The sequence below is a fragment of the Psychrobacillus sp. 05T411 genome, assembly GCF_056396485.1.
This window is the reverse complement of record NZ_JBFTLO010000003.1, coordinates 40644-65092: the sequence shown is the minus strand read 5'-3', so window position 1 is coordinate 65092 and position 24449 is coordinate 40644. Positions and strand designations below refer to the sequence as shown.

The following is a 24449-nucleotide window of genomic DNA, read 5'->3' as shown; positions in this document are numbered from 1 at the left end:
TTAGTACCTCGGCTTTCTTTCTAATATTTCATCTAAAAACTGTAAGTAATGCTTGTATCGATATTCCTTGATTTCCCCAGTCTCTACTGCATCTTTTACAGCACATTTTGGTTCCTTCACATGCATACATTCTCTAAACTTGCATGCATCTTGTTTTTCAACAAACTCCGGGAAACACTTGGACAGTTCTTCCTTTTCCATCAAATCGAACTCAAACGAGCTAAAACCTGGTGTGTCTGCAAGTAATCCTCCGCAAACTTGGATAAGCTCTACATGCCTAGTAGTATGTTTTCCTCGGCCTAGTGCGTTGGAAATTACACCTGTTTTTAAATCTAGAGATGGTAAAATAGTATTTAATAATGTAGATTTCCCAACACCAGATTGCCCCGCAAGTACGGTCATTTTATCTTTTAGTATTGGTGCTATTTTCTCATCAAACGACGGATCATCTTTGAATGTCATCAACACTTGATAACCGATTAGTTCATAGTCTTTTATATACTTTTCCATCGTTTTTTCCATTTGTTCGTCCATTAAATCACTTTTCGTTAAACAAATGATTGGTTCAATATAAAATGATTCCAGCACTACTAAAAAGCGATCTAATAAAATCGTATTGAAATCTGGTTCTTTTATCGAAAATACTAATATTGCTTGGTCAATGTTTGCTATTGGAGGGCGAACTAAGTTATTTTTGCGCTCGTGAATGACCATAATCGTCCCGTCATTCTCTCCATCCACTGTATAATCTACAAAGTCACCTACTAAAGGAGATTCTCCTCTGTTTCTGAAAACTCCTCTAGCTCGACATTGAATCACTTGACCATCATCATATACATAATAAAATCCACTTAATGCTTTTCTTATCTGACCTTGTGGCATCCGAAACCTCCTTTAAATATCGTCATAAGCAATCGTTTGATTCACAATTTCCTCTGAATTCACATAAATACGATAGACTGCTTTTTGCCCTTCACTTATTTCTAATTTAAGTTGTCTTTGCGTCGTTTCTGTTAAAACAAACTCTTCTACCGGTTCTTCAAGTGATCTTGTTTTATCTTGAATATAAATACGCACAACTTGTGGTTGCACTACTATTTCGTCGTCTTGCTGTTCGTCCTCGGACTCTTCTTCATTTAAATTCGGTTGTTCATATGGAATCGTAATCGTCTTGGTAAAGAATTTAGTTGGCTTTTCTTTAGGCCCGTCTGAAATGATGACTTCTATCGTACTACCTGGTGCTACTCTAGCATTCGGTTTTGGGTCTTGCCTAATAACGTTCCCTTTTTGAATAGTATCGTGGTTTTCTTTTCCAGCTATTCTTATCTTAAATCCAGAAGATTTTTCTGTATCATTTAATGCTTTTTCGTTGTAATTCGTTAAATCATTTACCGTTCTTAAGTCAGGACCTTTACTTACGACAAATTTTAATACCGTTTCATCTGGAATAATTTCTGTACCACCGACTGGTGATTGTTCTAAAATCGTTCCAGCAGGTTTTGAATCGAATCTTACTTCCTCATCATCAATATCCAGCAAGTTTTGATTTTGAAGTAGTGTTCTCACTTGGTCGATATCTTGTCCCACATAGTCTACAATCGCGGATGTTTCTTTACCAGAAGAGACAATTAGATCGATTTCTGTTTCTTTATCTCTCATTTTTCCAGCTTCAGGTGTTGTGCGAATAACATGGTCTGCTTCCACTTCTTCGTTAAACTCTAATGTTTGTTCACCAATTGTGAATCCTTCCGCTTCTAGTTGTTCGATAGCTAACTCAACTTCTAAATTGGATACGTCTGGCACTTCAATTTTTTTCGGTCTAAACATTCCTGGAAATACAATAATAACTAGCAATGCAAGCACTACGATACTTGCTATGATTGCACCAATAATCTTTCTTTTTTTCTTTTTACTTTTCGGCTTTACCTCTTCTACTACTTCCGTGGTTGGAACTGCCATTTTTTTTGTATCGGAAACTTCCTCAAAAGATACTGGTTCTTTAATAACGGGTAGAACTTTTGTTGCATCATCATCTACCGCAACAACAAACTTCGCCTCTTCCGCTCTTTCTGGTGATAAAGCCGTTGCTAAATCTGCTTCCATTTCTTCTGCATTATGATATCGATTTTTTTGATCTTTTGCAGTTGCTTTTAAAACAACATTTTCTAAGCTTTGCGGGATAGCTGGATTAATCGCACGAATAGAAGGTGTTTCCGATTGCAAATGCTTTAATGCAATCGATACAGCAGATTCTCCAGAAAACGGAAGTTGCCCAGTGAGTAGCTCAAACAGCACAATCCCTAAAGCATAAATGTCGGATTGGTTGGTAGCTGTTCCTCCGCGTGCTTGTTCTGGGGACAAATAATGGACCGTCCCTAATACGGAATTCGTTTGTGTAAAAGAAGTAGCACTAAGTGCCATCGCTATTCCAAAGTCTGTAATTTTAATATTTTCTTCTTCATCTAACAAAATATTTTGAGGTTTAACATCCCGATGAATAATATGATTATTATGTGCATTTGCAATAGCGGAAGTAAGCTGTTTCATAATCGTTACTGATTTTTTAGGTGAAACGGGAGCATTCCGTTGTATGTATTGTTTTAATGTTTCCCCTTTCACATACTCCATAACAATATAGTGAATATCCCCATCTTCCCCAACATCGTATATATTCACTATATTTGGGTGTGTAAGGCTGGTTGCAGATAATGCTTCTCGTTGAAATCTTCGGTGTAATTCTTCTTCATTTGAAAAATCATAGCGCAAAATTTTGATCGCCACATCACGGTCTAAAATCATATCATGTGCCAAATACACATTGGACATGCCGCCTCCACCAATCATTTCAAGCAACTTGTATCTGCCGCTAATTCGTTTACCTATTAACATCCTTACACCTCCTTATCATGGTTTGATAGTAAGACTAATGTAATATTATCTTCCCCACCAGATTGATTTGCTTCCTCTACTAATTGACTCGCTTTTTCTTCGAGCGTTTTATCTGAATATAGGAGGGATTGTATAAAAGTTTCGCTTAATTTATTGCTTAATCCATCCGTACAAAAGAGAAAGTAAGAGTTCGGAATAAATTCTACATCGAAAAAATCAGGTTGAATCGTTTGTTCAGTACCAATTGCTTTCATCAATACATTTTTCTTTGGATGCGTTTTCGCCTGTTCTTCACTAATTTCACCTGAATCGATTAATACATTTACATAAGAATGATCCCGTGTTATTTGATGCACTTTTTCTTTCGTAATTTGATAAACACGACTATCCCCGACATGTGCGATAATTCCTTTATGCTTGTCAAATAGGCCAGCGATTAAAGTCGTCCCCATCCCTTCACACCCGGCAGTGACGGACGAATGTCTAGCAATGGATTGGTTAATCGATTGGAATGTATAAGTAAGCCAATCTTTTGCTTTAATAACAGCGGGATTATACGTTGTAAAATACTTTTTGAACTCAGTAATAGCTAATTCACTTGCCACATCTCCAGCATTGTGACCACCCATACCATCTGCAACAACCGCAAGTATACGATCATCGTCGCGGACGAATACATCTACCCGGTCCTCATTTACAGTCCTTTTCAAACCCACATCAGTTTTAACAACGAACTTCATTTCTTCCATCACCTCTTTTAAAATGAAAAGAAAAGTCAATTTTTCTTTTTAGAAGCTTAGCTCTTCTTGAAAATTGCAACAAAGAATCCATCACTTCTTAAATCTTGTGGGAAAAGTTGGAGCATTCCTTCTTGTTCTTGATCTTTTATATTCGTAATAACGCTTGGGAAAGGCTGAAGTTCCATATCAGGATGCGCTTCTAAAAATAATTTAGCTGTTCCCTCATTCTCTTCCCGGTCAACCGTACAAGTACTATATACTAAAAGTCCATCTTGTTTTAATAGCTTGTATGCCTCATCCAATAATTTTAATTGGATTGGCTTAAGTGTTGCGAAATCCTTTTCGTTTTTCGTATATTTAATATCCGGCTTACGCTTCATTACCCCTAAACCACTACATGGTGCATCTACCAATATACGATCAAAGATTTGAGCTTCGTACGCTTCCGAAGATTTACGACCATCCATTTGCACCGTTTCGATAAAATCAAAACCGAGTCTAGCTGCATTTTCTTTTACTAGTTTTAGCTTATGTTCATGAATATCCATTGCTATTAGTTTTCCAGTATTACGCATTTTTTCTGCAATATGCGTCGTTTTTCCGCCTGGGGCTGAACACATATCTAGTACGGTCATACCAGGTTCTGCTTGAAGTGCATAAGCTGGAATCATCGAGCTTTCATCTTGAATCGTGACGAAACCATTTTGGAAAGCAGTTGTTTTCGCTGCCTGACCGTTGAACAAATATATACATTCCGGTATAACTTCACTTTGAGCTACGACATATCCTTCTTGGGTCAATAAATGCAACACTTGATCCACCGTTCGTTTAAATAAATTCACACGAAGCGTCGTCACAGGTTGCTCATTATTTTCCTTGAGCATTTTCGCTGTTGTTTCAAAACCGTACTCCGAAACGAATCGTTTCACCATCCAAAGTGGATGACTGGTTTCAATCGAAAGACGCTCCAATTCATCTTTTATCTCTTCTGTTGAACGGACACCTTCTCTTAAAATAGAACGAAGAATACCATTTACTGCTCCAGAAATTCCTTTATGGCCTCTTCTTTTCGCAATATTTACCGCTTCATTTACCGCTGCATGATCTGGGATTCGAGATAAGTAATGAATTTGATATAAAGAAAGACGAAGTAATTGTTTGACCCAATCATCTAATTTCCCTTTAATGAATGGTTCCAAATAATAGTCCAATGTCATTTTATATTGTAGTGTCCCATAGGTTAGCTCGGTTAATAAGGCTCGGTCTTTATCATCGATTTTATATTTCTCAATCGTTTGATGTAATAATAAGTTGCTATAGGCTTGTTGTTTTTCAACGGCCATTAGTATATTGAGTGCTGCATCTCGAACATTGCCTGTCCAAATTTTTTCTTGTATTTTTGTCATTCAAATATATCCCCTATTCGCAATTTCGAACCAACGCCACGCAAATAATCTTCTGCGGACATTTTCTTTTTTCCAGCTGGCTGTAATTCATTTATTCGAATTGCTTCTTCCAAACCAGTTTGAACAACAAAATAATCCGATTCAATTTTCACAACAGTTCCTGGTAGTTCTTTTGACTTTACTTGTATTGTTTCTGCTTTCCATATTTTCACGGTTTGCTCTTCAAGCGTTGTATACGCTACTGGCCATGGATGTAAGCCTCGAATTTGGTTGTGTATATCTAAGGCCGATTTGTTCCAATCGATTCGTTCTTGCTCGCGTGAAATATTTCGAGCAAACGTTACTTGTGACTCATCTTGCTTTACTCGATTATTTGTTTTCGAAATGATCGATGGTAAAGTTTCTTTTAATAAATCAGAACCGACCTTGCTTAACTTATCAAAAAGTAGTCCTGTATCGTCTGAATGAGCGATTGGGATTTCGCTTTGAGAAATAATATCTCCAGCATCTAGTTTTTCTTCCATATACATGATCGTTACGCCCGTTTTGTCTTGCCCATCCATAATTGCTTGATGAATCGGTGCACCTCCGCGGTATGCTGGTAATAGTGATGCATGCACATTAATACAGCCAAGTGCTGGTGTATCGAGTAGTTCTTTCGGTAAAAGCTGTCCAAACGCAGCCGTCACGATTAAATCTGGAGCCAGCGCAATAATTTCTTCGAGTTCTGGTGATCCTTTTAGCTTTGTCGGTTGGATAACTGGTAACCCCAGTTTTACTGCTTCTTCTTTGACAGGAGGAGCAGTTAACACTTTTTTTCTGCCTACTGGGCGATCCGGCTGTGTCACTACTGCTAGTACCTTATAGCCTTCTTCTACTAGCATTCGAAGTATAGGTGCTGAAAATGCAGGCGTCCCCATGAAAACGATATTTGTCATGCTTCTTCCTCCTCATTTTCTAATTCCTCTAGATCTACATATCGAATCACTTTAGTTGTAAATAAAACGCCATGTAAGTGATCAATTTCATGTAAAATAGCTCTTGCTTCATAGTCCTCAGCTTCTAGTTCATATAAAGCACCATCACGGTCTTGCGCTTCCACTTTTACATAAAATGGGCGTTCCACTTCCCCGTAAATATCCGGAAAACTTAAACAACCTTCTACTTCTATTTCTGATCCACCAATCTCTACGACTTCAGGGTTGACCATTTCAATCACTTCTTGTCCTTCCCCAAGATCAACAATTGCCACTTGAATCGTTTCTCCAACTTGCGGTGCTGCGATTCCAATGCCATCAGAAGCAATCATAGTGTCGTACATATCATCTAGAAGTGTCGCTAATTTTTCATCAAAAACTTCTACTTCTCGACATTTCGTCGTCAAAATTTCATTGGGATGTGTAATAATTGTTCTAATTGCCATGTCAATTCCTCATTTCAAACTTAATCAATTTCGCCTTGGCGTAATTGCGTCCAGATTTTGAATCGAGCTTGATCGATTCAAAATCTGTGACATCCGCCGGAGGCTATAGGCCTACAGGATGTAGGTCACTCAGGCGTTGCCGCAGGACGCGGCGATCTTAGCCAGAGTTCCTTCGTTCAGCGTTTTTTTGCTGAATATTGTTATATAATTGTAGACGGATCTAAATCAATCGTTAAAATAACGCCTTTTTTTATCCACTCCGTACGGTATATTTTTATTAGTTGCTGTAGTTTTTCGATTAATAATGGTTCTTTTTTGTATTTTATCAAACATTGGTAGCGATATCTATTTTGTATTCTACTAATAGCGCTTGCGGTAGGTCCAACGACCATTGTTGTGGACGATAAATTCGCCCTTAACCAATCTGTCGCAAGCTTTGCATATTCAGAAGCGAGCATGACATTTTCATGTGTTACTTGCACTAATGTTAAAAAGTAGAAAGGTGGATATCCATACTGTTTTCGAGTGAGCATTTCTGTATGATAAAAAGGTTCATAAAGTTGAGATTTGGATAATTCAATTGCATAATGCTCCGGCGTATACGTTTGAATATATACTTGTCCTTCTTTATCATGTCTACCAGCTCTTCCGCTCACTTGGGTCATCAATTGAAAGGTTTTTTCTGCTGCTCGGAAATCTGCTAAATGGAGTGTTGTATCCGCATTTAATACGCCTACTAGCGTAATATTTGGAAAATCTAACCCCTTCGCAATCATTTGCGTACCGAGTAATATATCCGCCCCACCATCTCCGAACTGCTTTAAAATTCGTTCATGTGCTCCCTTAGTTCTTGTCGTGTCCACATCCATTCGCAATACTCTCGCATATGGAAATAACTTTGCAATTTCTTCCTCGACTTTTTGTGTACCAGTACCAAAAAATCGAATATGTTCACTATTACATTCCGGACACTTCGTCGGAACTGGTTCTTCATGTCCACAATAATGACATTTTAGTTGTTCTCCCGCGCGGTGATAGGTCAGGGAAATATCACATTGTTTACATTCCACTACTGTTCCACAGTCTCGACATAATACGAAAGAGGAAAACCCTCGTTTATTTAAAAATAGGACAATTTGTTCTTTTTTATCTAGTTTTTCTCTTACCGCGTCTGCAAGATCTACACTAAACATAGAACGATTTCCGTTTTTCAACTCTACGCGCATATCTACAACGTTTACGGTAGGTAAAGCTTGTTCTTTTGCACGCATTTTCAATGTCAATAAAGAATAAACTCCTTTAGATGCTCGCGCGTAAGATTCAAGAGAAGGTGTGGCACTTCCTAAAATGACGGGGCATTGATGAAATTCACTACGCCAAATCGCTACATCTCTTGCATGATATCTAGGGTTGTCCTCTTGCTTATAAGTAGATTCATGTTCTTCATCTAAAATGATAATCCCTAAATCTTTGAATGGAGCAAATATGGCAGATCTAGCTCCGACAACAACCTTTACTTCGCCGCGCCATATTTTTCGCCATTCATCATATTTCTCTCCGATAGACAAACCACTGTGCATGACTGCAACTTGATCACCAAATCGAAGCTTAAAACGACGAGTCATTTGGGGTGTTAACGAAATTTCAGGCACAAGCATAATCGCTTGCTTTCCCTTTAAAATAGAATGTTCGATAGCGTTTAAATATATTTCTGTTTTTCCACTTCCGGTAATCCCATGTAAGAGAAATGTCGTATTTCCAGCATGTTCTTGTGCATGATTAATCGTTGTAAGTGCATTCGTTTGTTCTTCCGTGAGCTGGAATCGTTTATCTTTATCATCATATTCTAGGGAAGAAATCTCTCGATACACTTCTTCTTTTTCTTTCCCTAAAATACCTTTTTCGATTAATGCTTTTACTGTACTATTACTAGCATTTGCTCGTTCAATCAATTGTTGCATCGTAAAAGGACTTTGTTGTTGCTGTAATAGCCATTCAATTAACTCTTTCTGCTTCACTGCTTGCTTCGTTAGATTATTTAACTGATTAACAATAAATTCTTTATCTGATGCTAGGCTATATTTCACAATTGTTTTTGCTTTGGCTTGCTGTTTAATAACTGTTTCTAATTGAACAGCCCCACTAGTTAAGTATTTCTTCATCGCACGCAAGTAACCAGCTTTTTCAATCATTTCATAAGAAATGACCTCTTTTTTACCGAATAAAGATAAAAAATCTTCTTCCAGTGCTGATGGATCTATTAACTTAATATTTTTCTTATAAGAAGCACGCAAAGCCGCTGGAAGCATTACTTGCAAGGCATCTATTTCATAGCAAAGTGTTTTATTGGTCAGCCATTTGGATAATTGCAAAAGCTCTTCATTTACAACTGGTTCCACATCTATAATGGAGTGCACTTCTTTTAGCTTCGATTGATCTAAATCTGTTTCTTCTTTAATATTCGTTATAAATCCTTGCACTTTTCGAGGACCAAAAGGCACATGCACACGACTTCCTCTTTCCACAAGAGTCTCCAATTCCGCAGGGACAATATAGTCAAAAGGACGATCAATTGGATAGGCAGAAACGTCGACAATTACTTCTACAATCATTTAGACTCAGGCTTTTCTAATTTCATAATCGTTTGTAGTAATTGAAGCGCCAGTTCCTTTTTAGGCAAATGATCATAATGGATTTCCACATCATTTTTTCCAACTAAGGTAACGGAATTTGTGTCCGTTCCGAATCCTGAACCTGCTTCTGTTACATCATTTGCGATAATATAATCCGCATTTTTCTTTGCTAGTTTCCCTTTTGCATAATGAGTGACATCATTCGTTTCTGCAGCAAACCCTATCAATAACTGAGTCGTTTTTCTTTCACCAAGCGATGCCAAAATATCGGTTGTCCGTTCTAATACAATCGTCGCTTCTCCTGGTTGCTTTTTCATCTTTTGGTCATGTACTTCTTTCGGTTTATAATCTGCAACTGCAGCTGTTTTAATAACAATAGAAGCTGTTTCAAACTGCTCTAGAACGGCTTCATACATTTCTTTCGCACTTTCTACCGAAATAAATTGCACATTTGCAGGTGGATTTATACTGACAGGTCCTGAAATAAGAATCGTTTCCGCACCTAAATCTGCCGCTGCTTCCGCCATTGCATAGCCCATTTTCCCACTGGAAAAATTCGTTAAAAAGCGAACCGGGTCAATTCTTTCTCTCGTTGGACCAGCAGTGACAACAACCTTTTTCCCTTTAAGAGGCAAATCCTTTGGCGAAAAATAGTCTTCTACAAGTTGGACAATTTTTTCCGGTTCTTCCAGTCGACCTTTTCCAATATAACCACATGCTAAAAAACCTTCAGAAGGCTCTACGAATGAATATCCGTCTTTTGAAAGTTGCTCTATATTACGTATAACCGCTGCATTTTCATACATATGTACATTCATCGCCGGTGCAATCCAAACTTTTGCAGTAGTCGCAAGTAAAGTTGTCGTCACCATATCGTCCGCAATTCCGTTGGCAAGTTTACCGATCACATTCGCTGTCGCAGGTGCCACAATGACTAAATCTGCCCAATCTGCCAGATTAATATGCGCAATTACGCTTGAATCTTTTTCATCAAATGTATCAAAGTACACATCATTTCTAGACATCGCTTGAAAAGTTAATGGTTGGACAAATTCCATCGCGGATTTTGTCATGATCACTTTGACATTTGCACCCGCCTGCGTAAGTTTACTGACTAGTGCGACCGCTTTATAAACAGCAATCCCACCAGTTACACAAACAATAATTTTTTTAGAAGTTAACATCTTAATTTCTCCCCTCTAAATAACAACCTCCCAAAGATTACATTCTTTGGGAGGTTGTATAAACCAATTCGCCTTGGCGTATTTGACCCAGATTTTGCATCCGGCTTGCCCAGATGAACACCTTTACAAAATCTATGGCATCCGCCGGAGGCTTAACTTTATGCAGCAGTTGTTTCTCCAAACTGCTGCATAAAGTTAACTATTACACTTCGTCTTCGTAAATTATGTTTTCGTTAGATGACTCAATCGCCAGTTCGCCAGCTGCAACTTCTTCTAACGCTTTCCCAACTTGTTTAGCAGATACGTATGAAGTTAAACGTTCGCCGCCTTCTTCTTGTAACTGTCTTGCTCTTTTAGAAGCCACACTTACTAACGAGTATTTTGAATCGATTTTATTTTTTAATTGGTCTACTGATGGATATAACATTTAAAATTCCCCTTCCAACATTGCTAAATATCTTTTTTCAACACGTTCACGTCGACAATGCTCGGCAGCAACGATGGCATTTATTTTCGCACAAGCTTTTGTGACTTCATCATTTTCCACTACATAATCATACAGATGCATCATTTCAAGCTCTTGTCTTGCAGCTAGGATTCTTGAATTGATCACATCTTCCGTTTCCGTCCCTCTACCTATTAGTCGTTGCTCTAACTCCGACAAGCTAGGAGGTGCAAGGAATATAAAAAGTGCATCTGGTGCTTTTTCTCGTACAAGTGCTGCTCCTTGTACTTCGATTTCTAAAAATACATCACGCCCAGAATCTAGTGTTTCATTTACATAATCAATGGGAGTACCATAATAATTGCCGACATAAGAGGCATACTCTAATAACTTCCCTTGTCCGATTAACTGTTCAAATTCTTCTTTCTGTTTAAAGAAATAATCCACTCCGTCTACTTCGCCTTCTCTTGGAAGTCTTGTAGTCATAGAAATGGAATACTCATAATTTGTGCCAGGCTCGGAAAACAGTTCTTTTCTCACTGTCCCTTTACCAACTCCAGATGGACCTGATAAAACGATTAATATACCTTTTTCTCTTCGCATAACGTCTCCTTCAAATATATGCTGACTCCGTTTCCTTGTTGCAATATATACTTAACTGATTATAACACAAGTTTCCTTTAAAATGATATCATATTAGAAAAGCGATATTGCCTAAAGTGTGGCAATAGGCTAGTTCGACGATAAAGTTTTGAAAGAGGAAACAATTATGGCTTTTGATGGTTTATTTACAATTGCAATGACAAAAGAACTGCAACAATTAGTTTCAGGACGTATTTCTAAAATACATCAACCAAATGCACAAGAAATTTTAATGCACATCCGGGCACAGGGGCAAAACTTTAAATTATTGTTTTCTGTCCACCCATCCTATTCTCGTGTACAAATTACAAATGAAACAATCGATAACCCTGCACAACCTCCGCTATTTTGCATGGTGCTACGCAAACATTTAGAAGGTGGAATTATATCATCTGTTAGACAACATGAAACAGACCGAATTATTATTTTCCACATTCAAAGTAAAAACGAAATCGGAGACGACATTACGCGAGAAATACATATGGAAATAATGGGTCGCCACAGTAACCTCCTATTAATAGATCCAACTCGCAACCTGATCTTGGAAAGTATTAAGCATTTATCTCCTTCCATGAATAGTTACCGGACGATTTTACCTGGGCAGCCTTATATCGCACCTCCTGCCCAAAATAAGCTCCATCCCTTAGAATATTCAGAGGCACTGCTAAATGTGATTCAATCAGCTAATGAATCCAAAGAAATCGTTGAGCAAATTTCCGGCTTCTCTCCTTTACACGCAAAAGAATTATTGCATCGCTTCCAAAGTGGCGCAAATCGTGTCGATTTATACAAGGAGTATATGAAAGAATTTGAGCAAGGTGGAGCCGCCAAACAAATTGTCGAATCTGGCGGAAAAACGTATTATTCTCCGAATGAGTTAACTCATTTAGACGGCGACAAATTTAGCGAAGTAACGCTAGGAAATTTACTAGACCGAGTATATTTCGCCAAAGCAGAACGAGACCGTGTAAAACAACAAGCTGGAGACTTAGAAAGATGGCTCCAAAACGAATTAAATAAATTGAAGCTAAAAATGAAAAAACTCCAAAAAGATTTTGAACAAGCCGAAAAACTAGATACATTCCAATTGTACGGAGAGCTATTAATGGCAAATGCCTACGCAATGGAAAAAGGGTTAAAAGAAGTCGAGCTGGTGAATTACTATGATGAAGATGAAAAAACAGTCATCATCCCATTAGACAACCGAAAAACACCAACCCAAAACGCACAAAACTATTACAATCGTTACACAAAAGCAAAAACTGCATTACTAAAAATTGAACAACAATTCGAAATAACAAAAGACGATATTGCCTATTTCGAATTACTACTTCAACAAGTCATGCAAGCATCTCCAACCGACATCGAAGAAATTCGAGAAGAACTAACGGAGCAAGGCTTACTTAAAGCAAGAGCATCGAAAAAGAAGAAAAAACCTTTGAAACCAACACCTGAAAAATTCATCGCCTCTGACGGCACAGAAATTTCTGTTGGTAAAAACAATAAACAAAATGATTTCGTCACATTCAAACTAGCCAAGAAATCAGACACATGGCTCCATACTAAGGATATCCCAGGATCCCATGTCGTTATACATTCGGACAATCCATCTGAAACTGCGCTACTAGAAGCAGCAAATCTTGCCGCTTATTTTAGTAAAGCTCGGGAATCGGCTTCGGTGCCGGTGGATTATACAGTGATTAAGCAAGTGAAAAAGCCTAGCGGGGCTAAGCCGGGGTTTGTGATTTATTTTGAGCAGACTACGCTGTTTGTTACTCCGGATGAGGAGAAGATTAGACAGATGAAGAAATGAGAAAAGGTTATCAGAGCGGCTTTGTTAGTCGCTTTGATAACCTTTTTTGTAACTTTTTAGGGGTAGGAATGATTAATAAACGGTAGATACATAAAAATTACTATTTGATATCCAGATTCAAATGCTCCACTCTGAAGCACATTGAAGGTTTTATTTAACTATTCAGTAAACCTTTTTCTTTTAGAGCTGTGTTTTAAGTAACCAGCTAAAGTAAAATAAGCGGAGATTTTCCGGCTATATGCAGAATTCATCATGTGGATTTATCGTTCAGGATATTTTCTATCAAATGAAAATATGTCCACCAATGCCCACACTTATCATCTGATTAGAAACTCATTTTACATCTATTTCATACTAAAATTTTGCAATCAACTCTTTACAAGTGTTCTACCACCAGCAATACCAGGATGCGTCATTTCAAATGGATCTAATATTATATCTAATTGTTCGGCCGTTAAAACGCCAGATTGTATACAAAGTTCACGTACAGAAGCCCCGGTAGCAATGGCCTCTTTTGCAATTTGAGCTGCAAGTTCGTAGCCGATATGTGGATTTACTGCAGTGATAATTCCTACACTTTTTTCAACGTATTCTCTTAAACGTTCTTTATTCGCCGTAATACCTACTAGACATTTTTCAGTAAATACTGTAAATACATTATTCATGATCGAAATGGATTGGATTAAATTATAAAATAGAACCGGTTCCATTACATTTAGTTCAAATTGGCCAGCTTCAGAAGCTGCAGAAATAGTTAAATCATTCCCCATGACCTGGAAAGCAACTTGGTTCACGACTTCAGCCATTACGGGGTTTACTTTCCCAGGCATGATCGATGACCCTGGTTGACGAGCAGGTAATTTGATTTCAAATAAACCATCACGTGGTCCAGAGGCCATCAAGCGCAGGTCATTTGCGATTTTTGACATGTTAATCATACAAACTTTTAAATTTGCAGATACTTCCGTATAACAATCTGTATTTTGAGTAGCGTCCACTAAATGTTCGGCACATTTTAATGGTAAGCCACTTAATCCACCAAGATTTTGAACGACTAATTTAATATATAAAGGATCCGCATTTAATCCTGTACCAACGGCAGTTGCACCCATATTGATGTCATACAAGTGTTGTCTCGAAAGTGAAATACGATCAATGTCACGTGAAATGACACGACTATATGATTCAAATTCTTGACTCAGTAAGATTGGCACGGCATCTTGAAGATGAGTGCGACCCATTTTAATAATACCTTCAAATTCTTTTGCTTTTGAAACAAATGCTTTTTGCATCGTTTTAGTAGCTTCGAGTAATTGATCCATTAAGCACAACACTGCGATATGTGTAGCCGTTGGAAATGCATCATTTGTTGATTGGGACATATTAATATGGGTGTTTGGGCTAATGAGGGTATAATTCCCTTTTTCTTCTCCCATTAACTCAAGAGCACGATTTGCAATGACTTCGTTTGCATTCATATTAATCGATGTTCCTGCACCACCTTGAATAGGATCGACAATAAATTGGGCATTCCATTTTCCAGCAATGACTTCATCACATGCTTGAATAATCGATTGTCCGATTTCTTTCTCCAACATGCCAACTTCCATATTTGCTAACGCTGCAGCTTTTTTCACAATACCTAAAGATTTTATAAGTTCCGGGTGAATTCGATATCCCGTAATCGGAAAATTTTCTACTGCTCTAATGGTTTGAACACCATAATACGCATCTTTCGGAATTTCTTTTTCCCCTAAAAAATCTTTTTCTATACGAAACCCTGTGTTAACCATTATCATAATCTCCATTTCTAAGACAACGTTTATTTTAGTAGATTATTCATCTGTTAATAGATTAACACAATTTAAAAATAATCCTAGATAGAGAAAGGTGCCAGGGACTCACACAATTTAAAAAATTGGATTAAGCTACTATTTTTAGGATGTGTCCTGTACCTGTTAACATAATAAAAAACAGAACCACCTAAAGCGTTGTGAATTCAACGTTCTAGGTGGTTCTATTTATTAACCTCATTTACTTATGGTACGCTTCTCCACGGTAAAGCAAAAGAAGATTTTCAATTGAAACATTAAAGCATTGGACCAGTATAGAAAGAGCTAGCTAATTGGTCAAAATCAAAGTCTTTTAGTTCCTCTAAAGTAATATTTGCATGTGAACCTTCATGTACCATTAAATTACTGTTTTGGCCAAGATGGATTAAAATAACAGGCTTGTCCGTGGCATAAGCATAACCAAGTTCCCATGCTGTTCCACTGTCCGAATAATTGCCATGATAGATACCTACGACGATTTCCGCCCACTTAATATGTTTTATATCATTCATAAATGTTTCAATTGACCATTGACGTGAGCCAACCTCAACACGTTCATCAATTKGGTTTCTCAACGGGGAGAATACTTGCAAACCTTTTTCCGCTAAAATTTTCTCCACCTGTTCTAAGCATTCAATTTCTTTCTCATTAAAAAATGGGCTAGCTAAATAAACTCTTTTCATTACTTTAAGCTCCTTCAATTTTTGATAGTTGTTTAAAATGGTTGAACCACTCTTCACTTCTCTGCCAATTGTATTCTATAAACCTCTTCCTTTCAAACACTAGGAATAATCGTTAGAATTCTTCTAAAAATTAGCTTCTTAAACCAGAATCGTCTTTAATTTTCCTGGTATTTGTTCTGAAATATAATTTAAAGCGATAATGCTTGTTACAGAAGCATCAAATTCCCCCTACCCATGAAGTCAGCGGAAGCTTCCTATGGCTTTTACGTGCGCATGATTTTTTGTTAGAACTTGGGTATAATGAATGTATAAAATACAATAGGGTGATGATTATGGTTGGAATGGGTTATCGGACAATTAAAACTGCAATAGGGGCAGGGTTAGCAATTTGGATTGCTAGTTTATTTGATTTGGAGTTTGGATCATTTGCAGCAATTATCGTTATTATGTGTATTGAGAAAACAAAGAAAAAGACATTACATTCCATCCAAAAAAAGTTTTTTGCATCTTTATTATCTATAATGCTTGGATCCATATGTTTTGAATTATTAGGATATAATCCCATTGTCTTAACTCTATTTATCTTATTGTTTGTCCCAATCCTTGTAAAAATGCGAATTCAGGAAGGTTTAGTCACAAGTATAGTTGTTGTTTTACATATTTATATAGTTAAGGAAGCCAACCTAGAAAACTTATTAAATGAACTCTATATTATTTTCATTGGTATAGGAATCGCCATACTCGTGAACAGTATTATGCCAAGCTTTAAGAAAGAAATTGAAAAATATAAGACGGAAATTGAAAAGAAATTCAGCGTTATTCTTCACCAATTCTCTACATTTTTAAAAGATAGTGAGCAGAAGTGGGATGGAAAAGAGTTAGTCGAAGTAGCAAATATCCTTAATCAGGCTAAAAACATTGCGATACAAGATGTAGAAAATCATCTGTTAAGAAAAGAAAATAAAGATTATTATTATCTCGAAATGAGAGAGGATCAACTGAAAATTTTAAAACAGATGGCAGCCATTCTAAGCATTGTTTCTTCATCAGAGTTAGATGTTAAACAAAAAGGAATGCTTGCTAATATCTTTCTGAATATCAGTCAACACGTTGATTCAGGAGATACAACCATTGCATTAAAGCAATTAGAGGAGTACGAAGAATCCATACGTGAAACAGAATTACCGAAGACAAGGGAAGAATTTGAAATCAGAGCAAATCTATTTTATTTAAATTTCGAGATTAAGAACTACTTAATTATTAAGAAAAATATTTATAAAAGAAGTAAACTTTAGATCCAGAGGCTAGTCATTATCTTAATAATGGTCATGGGGACAGATTATGAGGCATGACATAAGAGTCTCCACTTACCTATATCCTTGGACAACTGTTTCTATCTCCATTTGTGTTACGCTTTTAAAAAAATCACTTTCTATTCAGTAGAACTCCACTATTTCGCTGTCCTTAGTCAACAGAAAAAGCATGGACTATTTTTTCGTTCTGTACATTGTCCTACAACATAATGAACATGAATAAGACCATCACTCCTGAGCACATTAAGCTCTAGGAGGTGAAGATACCATGACAAAGAAAAATAAACCAAACTTTAAGAAAAAAGAACCTAATTCAAGAAAAGACACACGCGAAGAATTTGCAGAAGAACATAATTTAAATCAAGCTAAACGAAATAACGCACAACAAAATAACGAGAAGAATCGATAAGAACTCCTTTTAGGAATATAATAAAGATTACTAAAAACACGCAGGCTAAAATTTGCCTCCGTGTTTTTACTAAACCATTTAATTACTACTATTAATAATTAGTACAGGTGCATATTGGACAGTTTCACCTCCATAAAATTCGATGAAATTAGCGTTGAAACCTGCTGTAGTATCTGCCTTTAATCGGAATTGCGTCTTACCGTTCAAGTTTATGTGAGATAAACTATCGGCTGGTATATTAATTTCCATATATTCACCTTCATCAATTGAGACACTACTTATATTAGATTGGGTAGCTGAATTGGCATAATCAGCTTGTTCGATTGTAGAACTATTTCCGAATACCCCTGTTTTAATATCTATGTGTATTAATGAAATCCAGGTATATCTTCGGGGGGTTCTAGGTCAGATTGAAAAAATTCCCACATCATACGACTCGCATCAGGACCTTGAGGATCTGTATAACTTCCTTGTGAACTTCCTCCAGACCATGCATGCCCCATATTTAGTATGTTTACTTTTTTCATCCAAACCTTTTCATCTTGTGCTTTATAGACATATACCGTATAGCTTTTTCCTGATGGTATCTGTAAATTATGCATGTAATCCGCTTGATTATCTAGCCAACCTTCCGTCCCAGTCGCCGCTAGGCTATTTGTTACTAGCCATTGGGAAATGACTTGATCGCCATTTACTTTATTAACTGTGTAGTCAGAAGTTCCATGAAAAACGATTACCTTCAATGGTTTTGCACTATTTCCCATTGCTTTATAAGCATCTCTACCTCTTTGAATTGGATTTGGTCCCCCACTTGACATCGCAATAAAAGCTTGCGTCATATTAATTGCAGCCTTATATTCTAACCCTGATCCAACTACTATCCCCGAAAAAACGTCTGGATAAGTTGCTCCCATAATGACACTCATTGCAGCTCCAGCTGAGAATCCAGCAACATACACTTGATCATTCTGAATAGAATAACTAGCTTTAATGGATTCCACCATGCCAGCAATCACGCAAGGTTCACCACTTCCACGAGATTGATGACTTGTTTCAAACCAATTCCAACATTTAGTGGAGTTAGAACTAGCGTCTTGTTCCGGATATAGCACAAGAAATCCTTTCTCCTCTGAAAGGACATTCATTTTTGTGGCTGTAGAAAACTGAGTAGCATCTTGTGTACACCCATGTAACATGACGTATAATTGGTAGCTTTTACTAGCGTCATATTGACTCGGCACATACAACTTATAGGTCTTTCCACCATAGGATCCAGCGATAAAACTGCCTGATGCCTTCGTATTAGAAGGCAAACTAACTATTGAGCTAATTACACTACGCTGAAAACAATTAACCAATTTTTTTTGTGTCGTAACAATAAAACACCCCCTTCCCATTTTGTTCAAGTTTAGCAGTTTCTTAACTAACCTAAATCCCTACAATTCCTCCGCTATTTCTTTCACAATCTCATCAATTACAGAGGATGTACCCGATTTATTTTGCACTAATACGCTAAAGATGTACGATTGCCCGCTGCTTGCATCTAAATAACCACTAAGTGTATTGACACCAGTTAATGAGCCTGTTTTTGCATAGACTTTTCCTGCCGTAAGTGGATCTTTTAATCGATTTCTTAAAGTACCTCCTACCATTCGATCGGCATTAGCAGCTACTGGCAAGCTAGTAAAATAAGTAGAAAACCAATCTTCTCCTTGCACTTTAAATAGCAGTTCGCTCACAAGTAAACTCGAAATGCTATTTTCATGAGACATTCCAGAGCCATCTTCAAATTGCCAATCTGCCATATTTAAGTTAATTGACTTTCCATATTCTCTTATAACTTCTAAACCAGCCTTTGTGCTACCATGTTGATTTTTCACTTTACCCATTGTTTTTACTAAAATATCGGCAATTCCGTTATTACTTAGTTTCATATAGGGGATTAGCAGTTGCTCTAGTGTCATCGACTGCTTCATTGCAATGAGTTGTGCACTATTTGGTGTTGCGGCTTGAAATACTTTCTCTTTTGTTTGATCAATTCCAGCTTTTTCTAAAACTACTTGGAACATTGTCAATGTATGTGTCGTTGGATGTTGGACAGTAACCCATTCTTTTACCGTTTTATCAATAGGAAGATTCCCACTAATAACAATCTGATTTGTTTGATATGATCTTTCAATCGTTACGGTATTGGTTTTTCCAGCTTCCACTGTTCTTGCTTCATTTATTATTTGTAAATCACCAATATTTGGCGTAACTTTAATAGACGGTAAATCTCCAACTAATGTCCCAAATGCTTCTACGATTATCGTACCTGAATCGTAGTCTGTGTTTGGAGAAGTAGTTAAAGCTGAAATAGGTGCAGCGTAATAATAAGATTCGTCTCCAACCCAAATTCCAGGTGTTAATAAATCGTTATCAAACCATTTGTCATCCCCGACAATTCTGCCATCAATTTTTTGAATACCCTGTGCTTTTAACTCTTCTGCGAACTTTTGTAAGTCTTCAATAGATAGTGTTGGATCACCTTGTCCTTTTAAATAGACATCCCCTTTTAAAACACCGTTTGACAGCTTTCCAGTAGTATAAAGGCTAGTGTTAAAACGATAATCCTTTCCCAATACATCTAAAGCTGCCGCTGTGGTGAACAGTTTCATATTAGATGCAGGTTTTACTGTTGTAAGACCATTGTAGTCATATATCATTTCTCCGGAAATTCGGTCTCTTACTGTAATACTTACGTCTGCTCCAGCTAGTTTTTCTTCTACTATTCTAGTTATCGAATCACTTAATGTTTCATTTACCCTTTCTTCTGCTTGAGCAGCAGGCTGAAAACTGAGCATGCTCACTACCAACATGCAAGTCATTACCATGGCCGACCATTTTTTCTTCATGATTTTCCCCCTTGTTTGAATATTTAATTATTTACACGAGATATATTCACCACAAATAATTTTTATCCTTTATAGTTATTAAAAACAGGCTTATCGATGGAGATTAAGCGAATTAACCTAAATCGATAAGCCTATATATTTTCTGCGAGTTATTTCATTCTATCTAAGAGAGATCTTTCTAAAAACTCTCTTATTGCATTTTTAGTATTAATAATTATTTCAACCTTATCCTACAGGTGGAAATATAGGCACAAAATCCAACTTGGTCAAACACTCAACTTCGGACCAGTCTTCAAAACAGAGCAAAAGCAGTAGATATAAAAAGTGGTATTGGTGCTTCAATGGCTGATGACTACGCTTCTGGTTTTGGATTTGCAAGAGTTCAATAAATAAAACTAACCCATCCTTGAGTTAAAACTCGGATGGGTTAATTTATCCTATCATTCAGCTATTCGCCGATTTTGTTGCCATTTTTTTGGCCAATTAGGAAAGTGAGTATATAGTTTATTTCTTATTAGATTTCCCTTTTGCTTTCCCTTGATTATAAGAAAGACCAAACCCATATTTATACACATCGCCAGATTTATTTACATAGGAATACGAAGAATCTTCTTCTGGTGCGAAGCTAGGGACATCTCCGATTTCATTGTCTACCGCTTTCATACTTGCTGGTAGTGCAAATGGAAGTTTTCCGGTTGGATTATATTTACCACGAATAACATCAATAATAGCTTCGGCTTTTGTTCCAAAAGTACCGATTAATGCCGCAGCATTTGGCTCAATTTTATCAAGTACCCATGGATTCGTCATATTTACTGCCGTAATTGTTGGAACCGTTTTTTGTATAGTAACAATTCGATCAACATTTGTAATTCCTGTTTCAGTTCCTACTGTAATACGCGGATTATTATCCCAGTTCGATTGAACAGGCTTTATATAAATATACGCATGTGTTGCATCTTCCAGTTTATTGGTGATTGTAATAGAAGAATCATGCTTTTTAATTGTCTCTATTAACCCCTTTGTGCTTGCTCCATCAGTACCTCCAGGGAACATTTCTACATACAGTTTAACTTCTTTTAATTTTGCATCCTTTAAAGGCAAAATGTTTTTATCATTACGTAAAAGAACTAGTGACTTAAGATGTGCTTCATATGCTAGTTCTTGAGCTTCTGGATTAGCCACCACATCAAGTGCTTGTTGTGCATCTACATATGGGTCTTCAAATAGACCTAAATGCATCATTTCAGTTAGCAATAAGGTTACAGATTCGTTCACTGCTTCCTCTGCTAGTAAGCCTTTATTTACTGCATCAATAATGAACTGTGGTTCAGATGATCCAGAAATAATATCTGTCCCCGCATTTATTGCTTTTGCAAACTTTTGTTCATTTGTTAAACTCTCAGCACCCCAAGCGTTATCTCCAACAGCACCAGTATCAGAGTTAACATATCCTTTGAATCCAAGTCCGTCACGTAAGAAGCCATCTAAAATAGCGTCATTTAATGCAAAGCCAACTTCTTCAAATTGCTGAGTTTTTTTATACCATTTCAATCCTTGATCAGCACTTTCATTGCTCGGATACGCGTAATATGGCATGATCGAGGATACATCCGCTTTAATCGCAGCCTCAAAAGGAGGAATATGATACTTAAGTAAACTTCCTTCCGTTGGATAAGGATTAAATTTTCCCTCTACAAAGTGAGGATCTAACCCGTTATCACGCGCTCCACCACCAGGAAAATGTTTTACCGTTATGGCAACACTATCTGAACCAAGCTTATCTCCTTGAAATCCTTTAACGACATTATAAATCATATTGGAAGCAACTTTCGGATTTTCACCAAAAGTATCTTCAATTCTTGCCCAAAGTGGATCCGTAGCGATATCAGCCGTGTATCCGTAGACTTTACGTATACCTGCTGCTCTCCATTCTTTTGCCGCAATTTCGGAAAATTCCTTCACCGCTTTTGTGTCACCCGCTGCCGCAAATCCTAAGGGTCCAGGCCAAAATGAATGTTGGCCTTCGCTTGCTGCAATATTTGTATAGTCCGTAGAAGCGTGGTTTCTTGGGTTCGAAGTGACAACTACCGGAATCCCTAATCTTGAATCCTCTCCCAATTCTTGTAACTGGTTTGTATATTTTGCGATAACGTCAACAGTAGGAGTTTGACGGAAAATGACGTATCGCATATTCTTTCCTACAATTAATGGATCATCTGATTTAACATACTTTCCATCAGTCGGATTCGCGATTGGAGTATGTGTATTGATTAGCATTAGTCCCGCTTTTTCAGCTAGTGTCATCTTTGATACTAAATCGGCCACCCGCCCTTTAACCGGTTTTCTCCAATCCTCATAGAGATCTAAACTTTTATTACCATTTAAGTCTTTGAACTGTTTCCCGTCTAATGTAAGAACGCCTTTTTTCGCCGCTTCGATTTCCGGTTGACCGGTTTCATTATTAGCTAGAATACGATACGTCTCCACGTTCGTCCCTGAATGTCCAGGGTTTGTATTCGTGCTTGGATCTACATACCCTAAGTTTTCATTTGCCGCTACTTGTGGAATACCGATTGATGTAATAAGTGATAATGCAAGGACACCAGTTATTGCCTTTTTAGATTTCTTGTCTTTCATTAGATTCCCCAAAATTGAACCCATATATTTCCTCCCTCTTTCATAACTAAATGTTTGTATACAATTTCTTTTATTCGTTAAAAATTAAAATACTCTTTTGCATTTTGATAGCAGATTCCCTGAACAATACTACCCAACCTGTTCATATCATTTGGCACTTCCCCATTTTCTACCCAGCCTCCAATCAATTCACATACTAATCTTCTAAAATACTCATGTCTTGTGTAGGAAAGAAAACTTCTTGAATCCGTCAGCATTCCGATAAAACGGCTAAATAGACCAAGGTTTGCTAGCGCTTTCATTTGTTCGAGCATGCCATCTTTCTGATCATTAAACCACCATGCAGTACCAAACTGGATTTTCCCGGGCTCTTCTCCTTGAAAATTACCAATTAAACTACCAATCACAAAATTATCTTTTGGATTTAAAGAATATAATATCGTTTTTGGAAGTGCATCTTCTCGTGCCAAACCATCTAACAATTGACTTAAAGGTAACGCTATTTGCCCATCATTAATGCTGTCGAAACCAGTATCAGTTCCTAATTGTTTATACATTTTAGTATTCGTATTTCGCAATACTTGCATGTGAAATTGCATCACCCATCCAAGTTTGGCATATTGTTTTCCTAAAAAAGATAATGTGTGCGACTTATACTTTTTTTCTTCATCTGATGATACTTTTTCTCCCGCTAATGCTTTTGTAAAAATACTTGCCGCTTCTTTTTTCGTAGTTTCCTCATACATCAACGTATTTAGCCCATGATCCGAAACACGACAGCCATTTGAATGAAAATAATCCACTCTCGACTGTAATGCATTTAAGAATTCATCATAGGTCGAAATTTGAAATTCCGATATCTCTCCTAGTCTCTGAACCCATTCCAAATATCCATCCGAATTAATTTCTAATCCTTTATCAGGTCGAAAGCTTGGGAGCACCTTCACATCAAAATCGGAATCATCTTTTAATTTCTGATGATATTCCAATGTATCGATTGGATCATCCGTTGTACAAACCACTTCAACCTTTGACATCTTCATTAAATCTCTTGCTCCAAAGCCTCCACTGGTAAGCTTTCTATTTACTTCCTTCCAAATAATTGGCGCAGTTTCTTCATTTAAAATATCATATACATCGAAAAAGCGTTGAAGTTCTAAGTGAGTCCAATTGTATAAGGGATTACCAATAGTCATCTTAATAGTTTCGGACCATGCTAAAAACTTCTCATAATCGGTTGCATCCCCAGTAATGAACGCTTCATCAATCCCATTAGCTCTCATCGCTCTCCATTTATAATGATCACCATATAGCCAAGCTTCAGTAATGTTTTGAAATGTTTTATTTTCATAGATTTCCTTTGGGCTTAAGTGACAGTGATAATCGATAATCGGTAAATCCTTTGCAAATGTATTGTACAAAGCCATAGCTGTTTCGGTTGACAATAAAAAGGTTTCGTCCATAAACTTTTTCAAGTCTTTCACCTGCTTTCCGAAAAATTTC

At 37.1% G+C, this 24449-nt stretch carries 19 protein-coding genes and 1 pseudogene; 4 read left to right on the top strand and 16 right to left on the bottom strand.

The window, feature by feature from the left end:
• From rsgA to gmk, 10 genes are all read right to left on the bottom strand, one after another.
• Entirely contained in the window at positions 1–882 is an 882-nt protein-coding gene (gene rsgA / locus AC1DFT_RS03040) for a ribosome small subunit-dependent GTPase A (RefSeq protein WP_477917490.1), read from the bottom strand.
• A gap of 12 nt (positions 883–894) precedes the next feature.
• Entirely contained in the window at positions 895–2889 is a 1995-nt protein-coding gene (gene pknB, locus AC1DFT_RS03035) for a Stk1 family PASTA domain-containing Ser/Thr kinase (RefSeq protein WP_477917488.1), read from the bottom strand.
• A gap of 2 nt (positions 2890–2891) precedes the next feature.
• On the bottom strand, positions 2892–3629 hold the full coding sequence (locus tag AC1DFT_RS03030; protein WP_477917486.1) for a Stp1/IreP family PP2C-type Ser/Thr phosphatase: 738 nt from the start codon (positions 3627–3629) through the stop codon (positions 2892–2894).
• A 56-nt stretch (positions 3630–3685) separates the two neighbouring features.
• Entirely contained in the window at positions 3686–5035 is a 1350-nt protein-coding gene (gene rsmB, locus AC1DFT_RS03025; protein ID WP_477917484.1) for a 16S rRNA (cytosine(967)-C(5))-methyltransferase RsmB, read from the bottom strand.
• Positions 5032–5973: a methionyl-tRNA formyltransferase gene (gene fmt, locus AC1DFT_RS03020; protein ID WP_477917482.1), complete on the bottom strand. Its 942-nt coding sequence runs from the start codon at positions 5971–5973 to the stop codon at positions 5032–5034. Before fmt ends, rsmB begins: the two co-directional genes overlap by 4 nt.
• A complete protein-coding gene (gene def / locus AC1DFT_RS03015; RefSeq protein ID WP_477917480.1) occupies positions 5970–6458 on the bottom strand; it encodes a peptide deformylase in 489 nt (162 codons plus the stop codon). The genes fmt and def overlap by 4 nt, the downstream gene beginning before the upstream one ends.
• A gap of 200 nt (positions 6459–6658) precedes the next feature.
• The gene (priA, locus tag AC1DFT_RS03010; RefSeq protein ID WP_477917478.1) at positions 6659–9070 is read right to left on the bottom strand and encodes a primosomal protein N'; all 2412 of its coding nucleotides are present in this window, start codon (positions 9068–9070) and stop codon (positions 6659–6661) included.
• Positions 9067–10275 (bottom strand): bifunctional phosphopantothenoylcysteine decarboxylase/phosphopantothenate--cysteine ligase CoaBC, encoded by a 1209-nt coding sequence (coaBC, locus tag AC1DFT_RS03005; protein ID WP_477917477.1) that lies wholly within the window; start codon positions 10273–10275, stop codon positions 9067–9069. Before coaBC ends, priA begins: the two co-directional genes overlap by 4 nt.
• A 202-nt stretch (positions 10276–10477) precedes the next feature.
• Positions 10478–10702 carry a DNA-directed RNA polymerase subunit omega gene (gene rpoZ / locus AC1DFT_RS03000; protein WP_477917475.1) on the bottom strand — a complete coding sequence of 75 codons (225 nt, stop codon included), beginning with the start codon at positions 10700–10702 and terminating at the stop codon, positions 10478–10480.
• Positions 10703–11323, bottom strand: coding sequence for a guanylate kinase (gene gmk / locus AC1DFT_RS02995; RefSeq protein ID WP_477917473.1), 621 nt, complete (start codon positions 11321–11323; stop codon positions 10703–10705).
• 166 nt (positions 11324–11489) lie between these two features.
• Here gmk and AC1DFT_RS02990 point away from each other — a divergent pair, with 166 nt between their 5' ends.
• A complete protein-coding gene (locus AC1DFT_RS02990) occupies positions 11490–13175 on the top strand; it encodes an Rqc2 family fibronectin-binding protein (RefSeq protein ID WP_477917471.1) in 1686 nt (561 codons plus the stop codon).
• Positions 13176–13543: 368 nt separating this feature from the next.
• On the opposite strand, the gene aspA is transcribed toward AC1DFT_RS02990, so the two are convergent.
• Both aspA and AC1DFT_RS02980 read right to left on the bottom strand, forming a co-directional pair.
• Complete coding sequence (gene aspA / locus AC1DFT_RS02985) at positions 13544–14968, bottom strand: aspartate ammonia-lyase (protein WP_477917470.1); 1425 nt, start codon at positions 14966–14968, stop codon at positions 13544–13546.
• A gap of 296 nt (positions 14969–15264) precedes the next feature.
• Positions 15265–15690, bottom strand: a complete 426-nt coding sequence (locus AC1DFT_RS02980) for a nucleoside 2-deoxyribosyltransferase (RefSeq protein WP_477917468.1) — start codon at positions 15688–15690, stop codon at positions 15265–15267.
• A 332-nt stretch (positions 15691–16022) separates the two neighbouring features.
• On the opposite strand from AC1DFT_RS02980, the gene AC1DFT_RS02975 reads away from it, so the two are divergent.
• Both AC1DFT_RS02975 and AC1DFT_RS02970 read left to right on the top strand, forming a co-directional pair.
• Positions 16023–16985: an aromatic acid exporter family protein gene (locus tag AC1DFT_RS02975; protein ID WP_477917466.1), complete on the top strand. Its 963-nt coding sequence runs from the start codon at positions 16023–16025 to the stop codon at positions 16983–16985.
• Positions 16986–17271: 286 nt separating this feature from the next.
• Positions 17272–17412, top strand: a complete 141-nt coding sequence (locus AC1DFT_RS02970) for a hypothetical protein (protein WP_477917464.1) — start codon at positions 17272–17274, stop codon at positions 17410–17412.
• A 368-nt stretch (positions 17413–17780) separates the two neighbouring features.
• On the opposite strand, the gene AC1DFT_RS02965 is transcribed toward AC1DFT_RS02970, so the two are convergent.
• Both AC1DFT_RS02965 and dacB read right to left on the bottom strand, forming a co-directional pair.
• Entirely contained in the window at positions 17781–18725 is a 945-nt protein-coding gene (locus AC1DFT_RS02965) for an extracellular catalytic domain type 1 short-chain-length polyhydroxyalkanoate depolymerase (protein ID WP_477917463.1), read from the bottom strand.
• 123 nt (positions 18726–18848) lie between these two features.
• Positions 18849–20306 carry a D-alanyl-D-alanine carboxypeptidase/D-alanyl-D-alanine endopeptidase gene (dacB, locus tag AC1DFT_RS02960; protein ID WP_477917461.1) on the bottom strand — a complete coding sequence of 486 codons (1458 nt, stop codon included), beginning with the start codon at positions 20304–20306 and terminating at the stop codon, positions 18849–18851.
• A gap of 248 nt (positions 20307–20554) precedes the next feature.
• On the opposite strand from dacB, the pseudogene AC1DFT_RS02955 reads away from it, so the two are divergent.
• A pseudogene (locus AC1DFT_RS02955) lies at positions 20555–20695 on the top strand (S8 family peptidase); the annotation flags it as partial.
• Positions 20696–20810: 115 nt separating this feature from the next.
• On the opposite strand, the gene AC1DFT_RS02950 reads toward AC1DFT_RS02955, so the two are convergent.
• A complete protein-coding gene (locus AC1DFT_RS02950; RefSeq protein WP_477917459.1) occupies positions 20811–22970 on the bottom strand; it encodes a glycoside hydrolase family 3 protein in 2160 nt (719 codons plus the stop codon).
• 53 nt (positions 22971–23023) lie between these two features.
• On the bottom strand, positions 23024–24409 hold the full coding sequence (gene uxaC / locus AC1DFT_RS02945) for a glucuronate isomerase (protein ID WP_477917921.1): 1386 nt from the start codon (positions 24407–24409) through the stop codon (positions 23024–23026).
• Between the last annotated feature and the right edge of the window lie 40 nt (positions 24410–24449).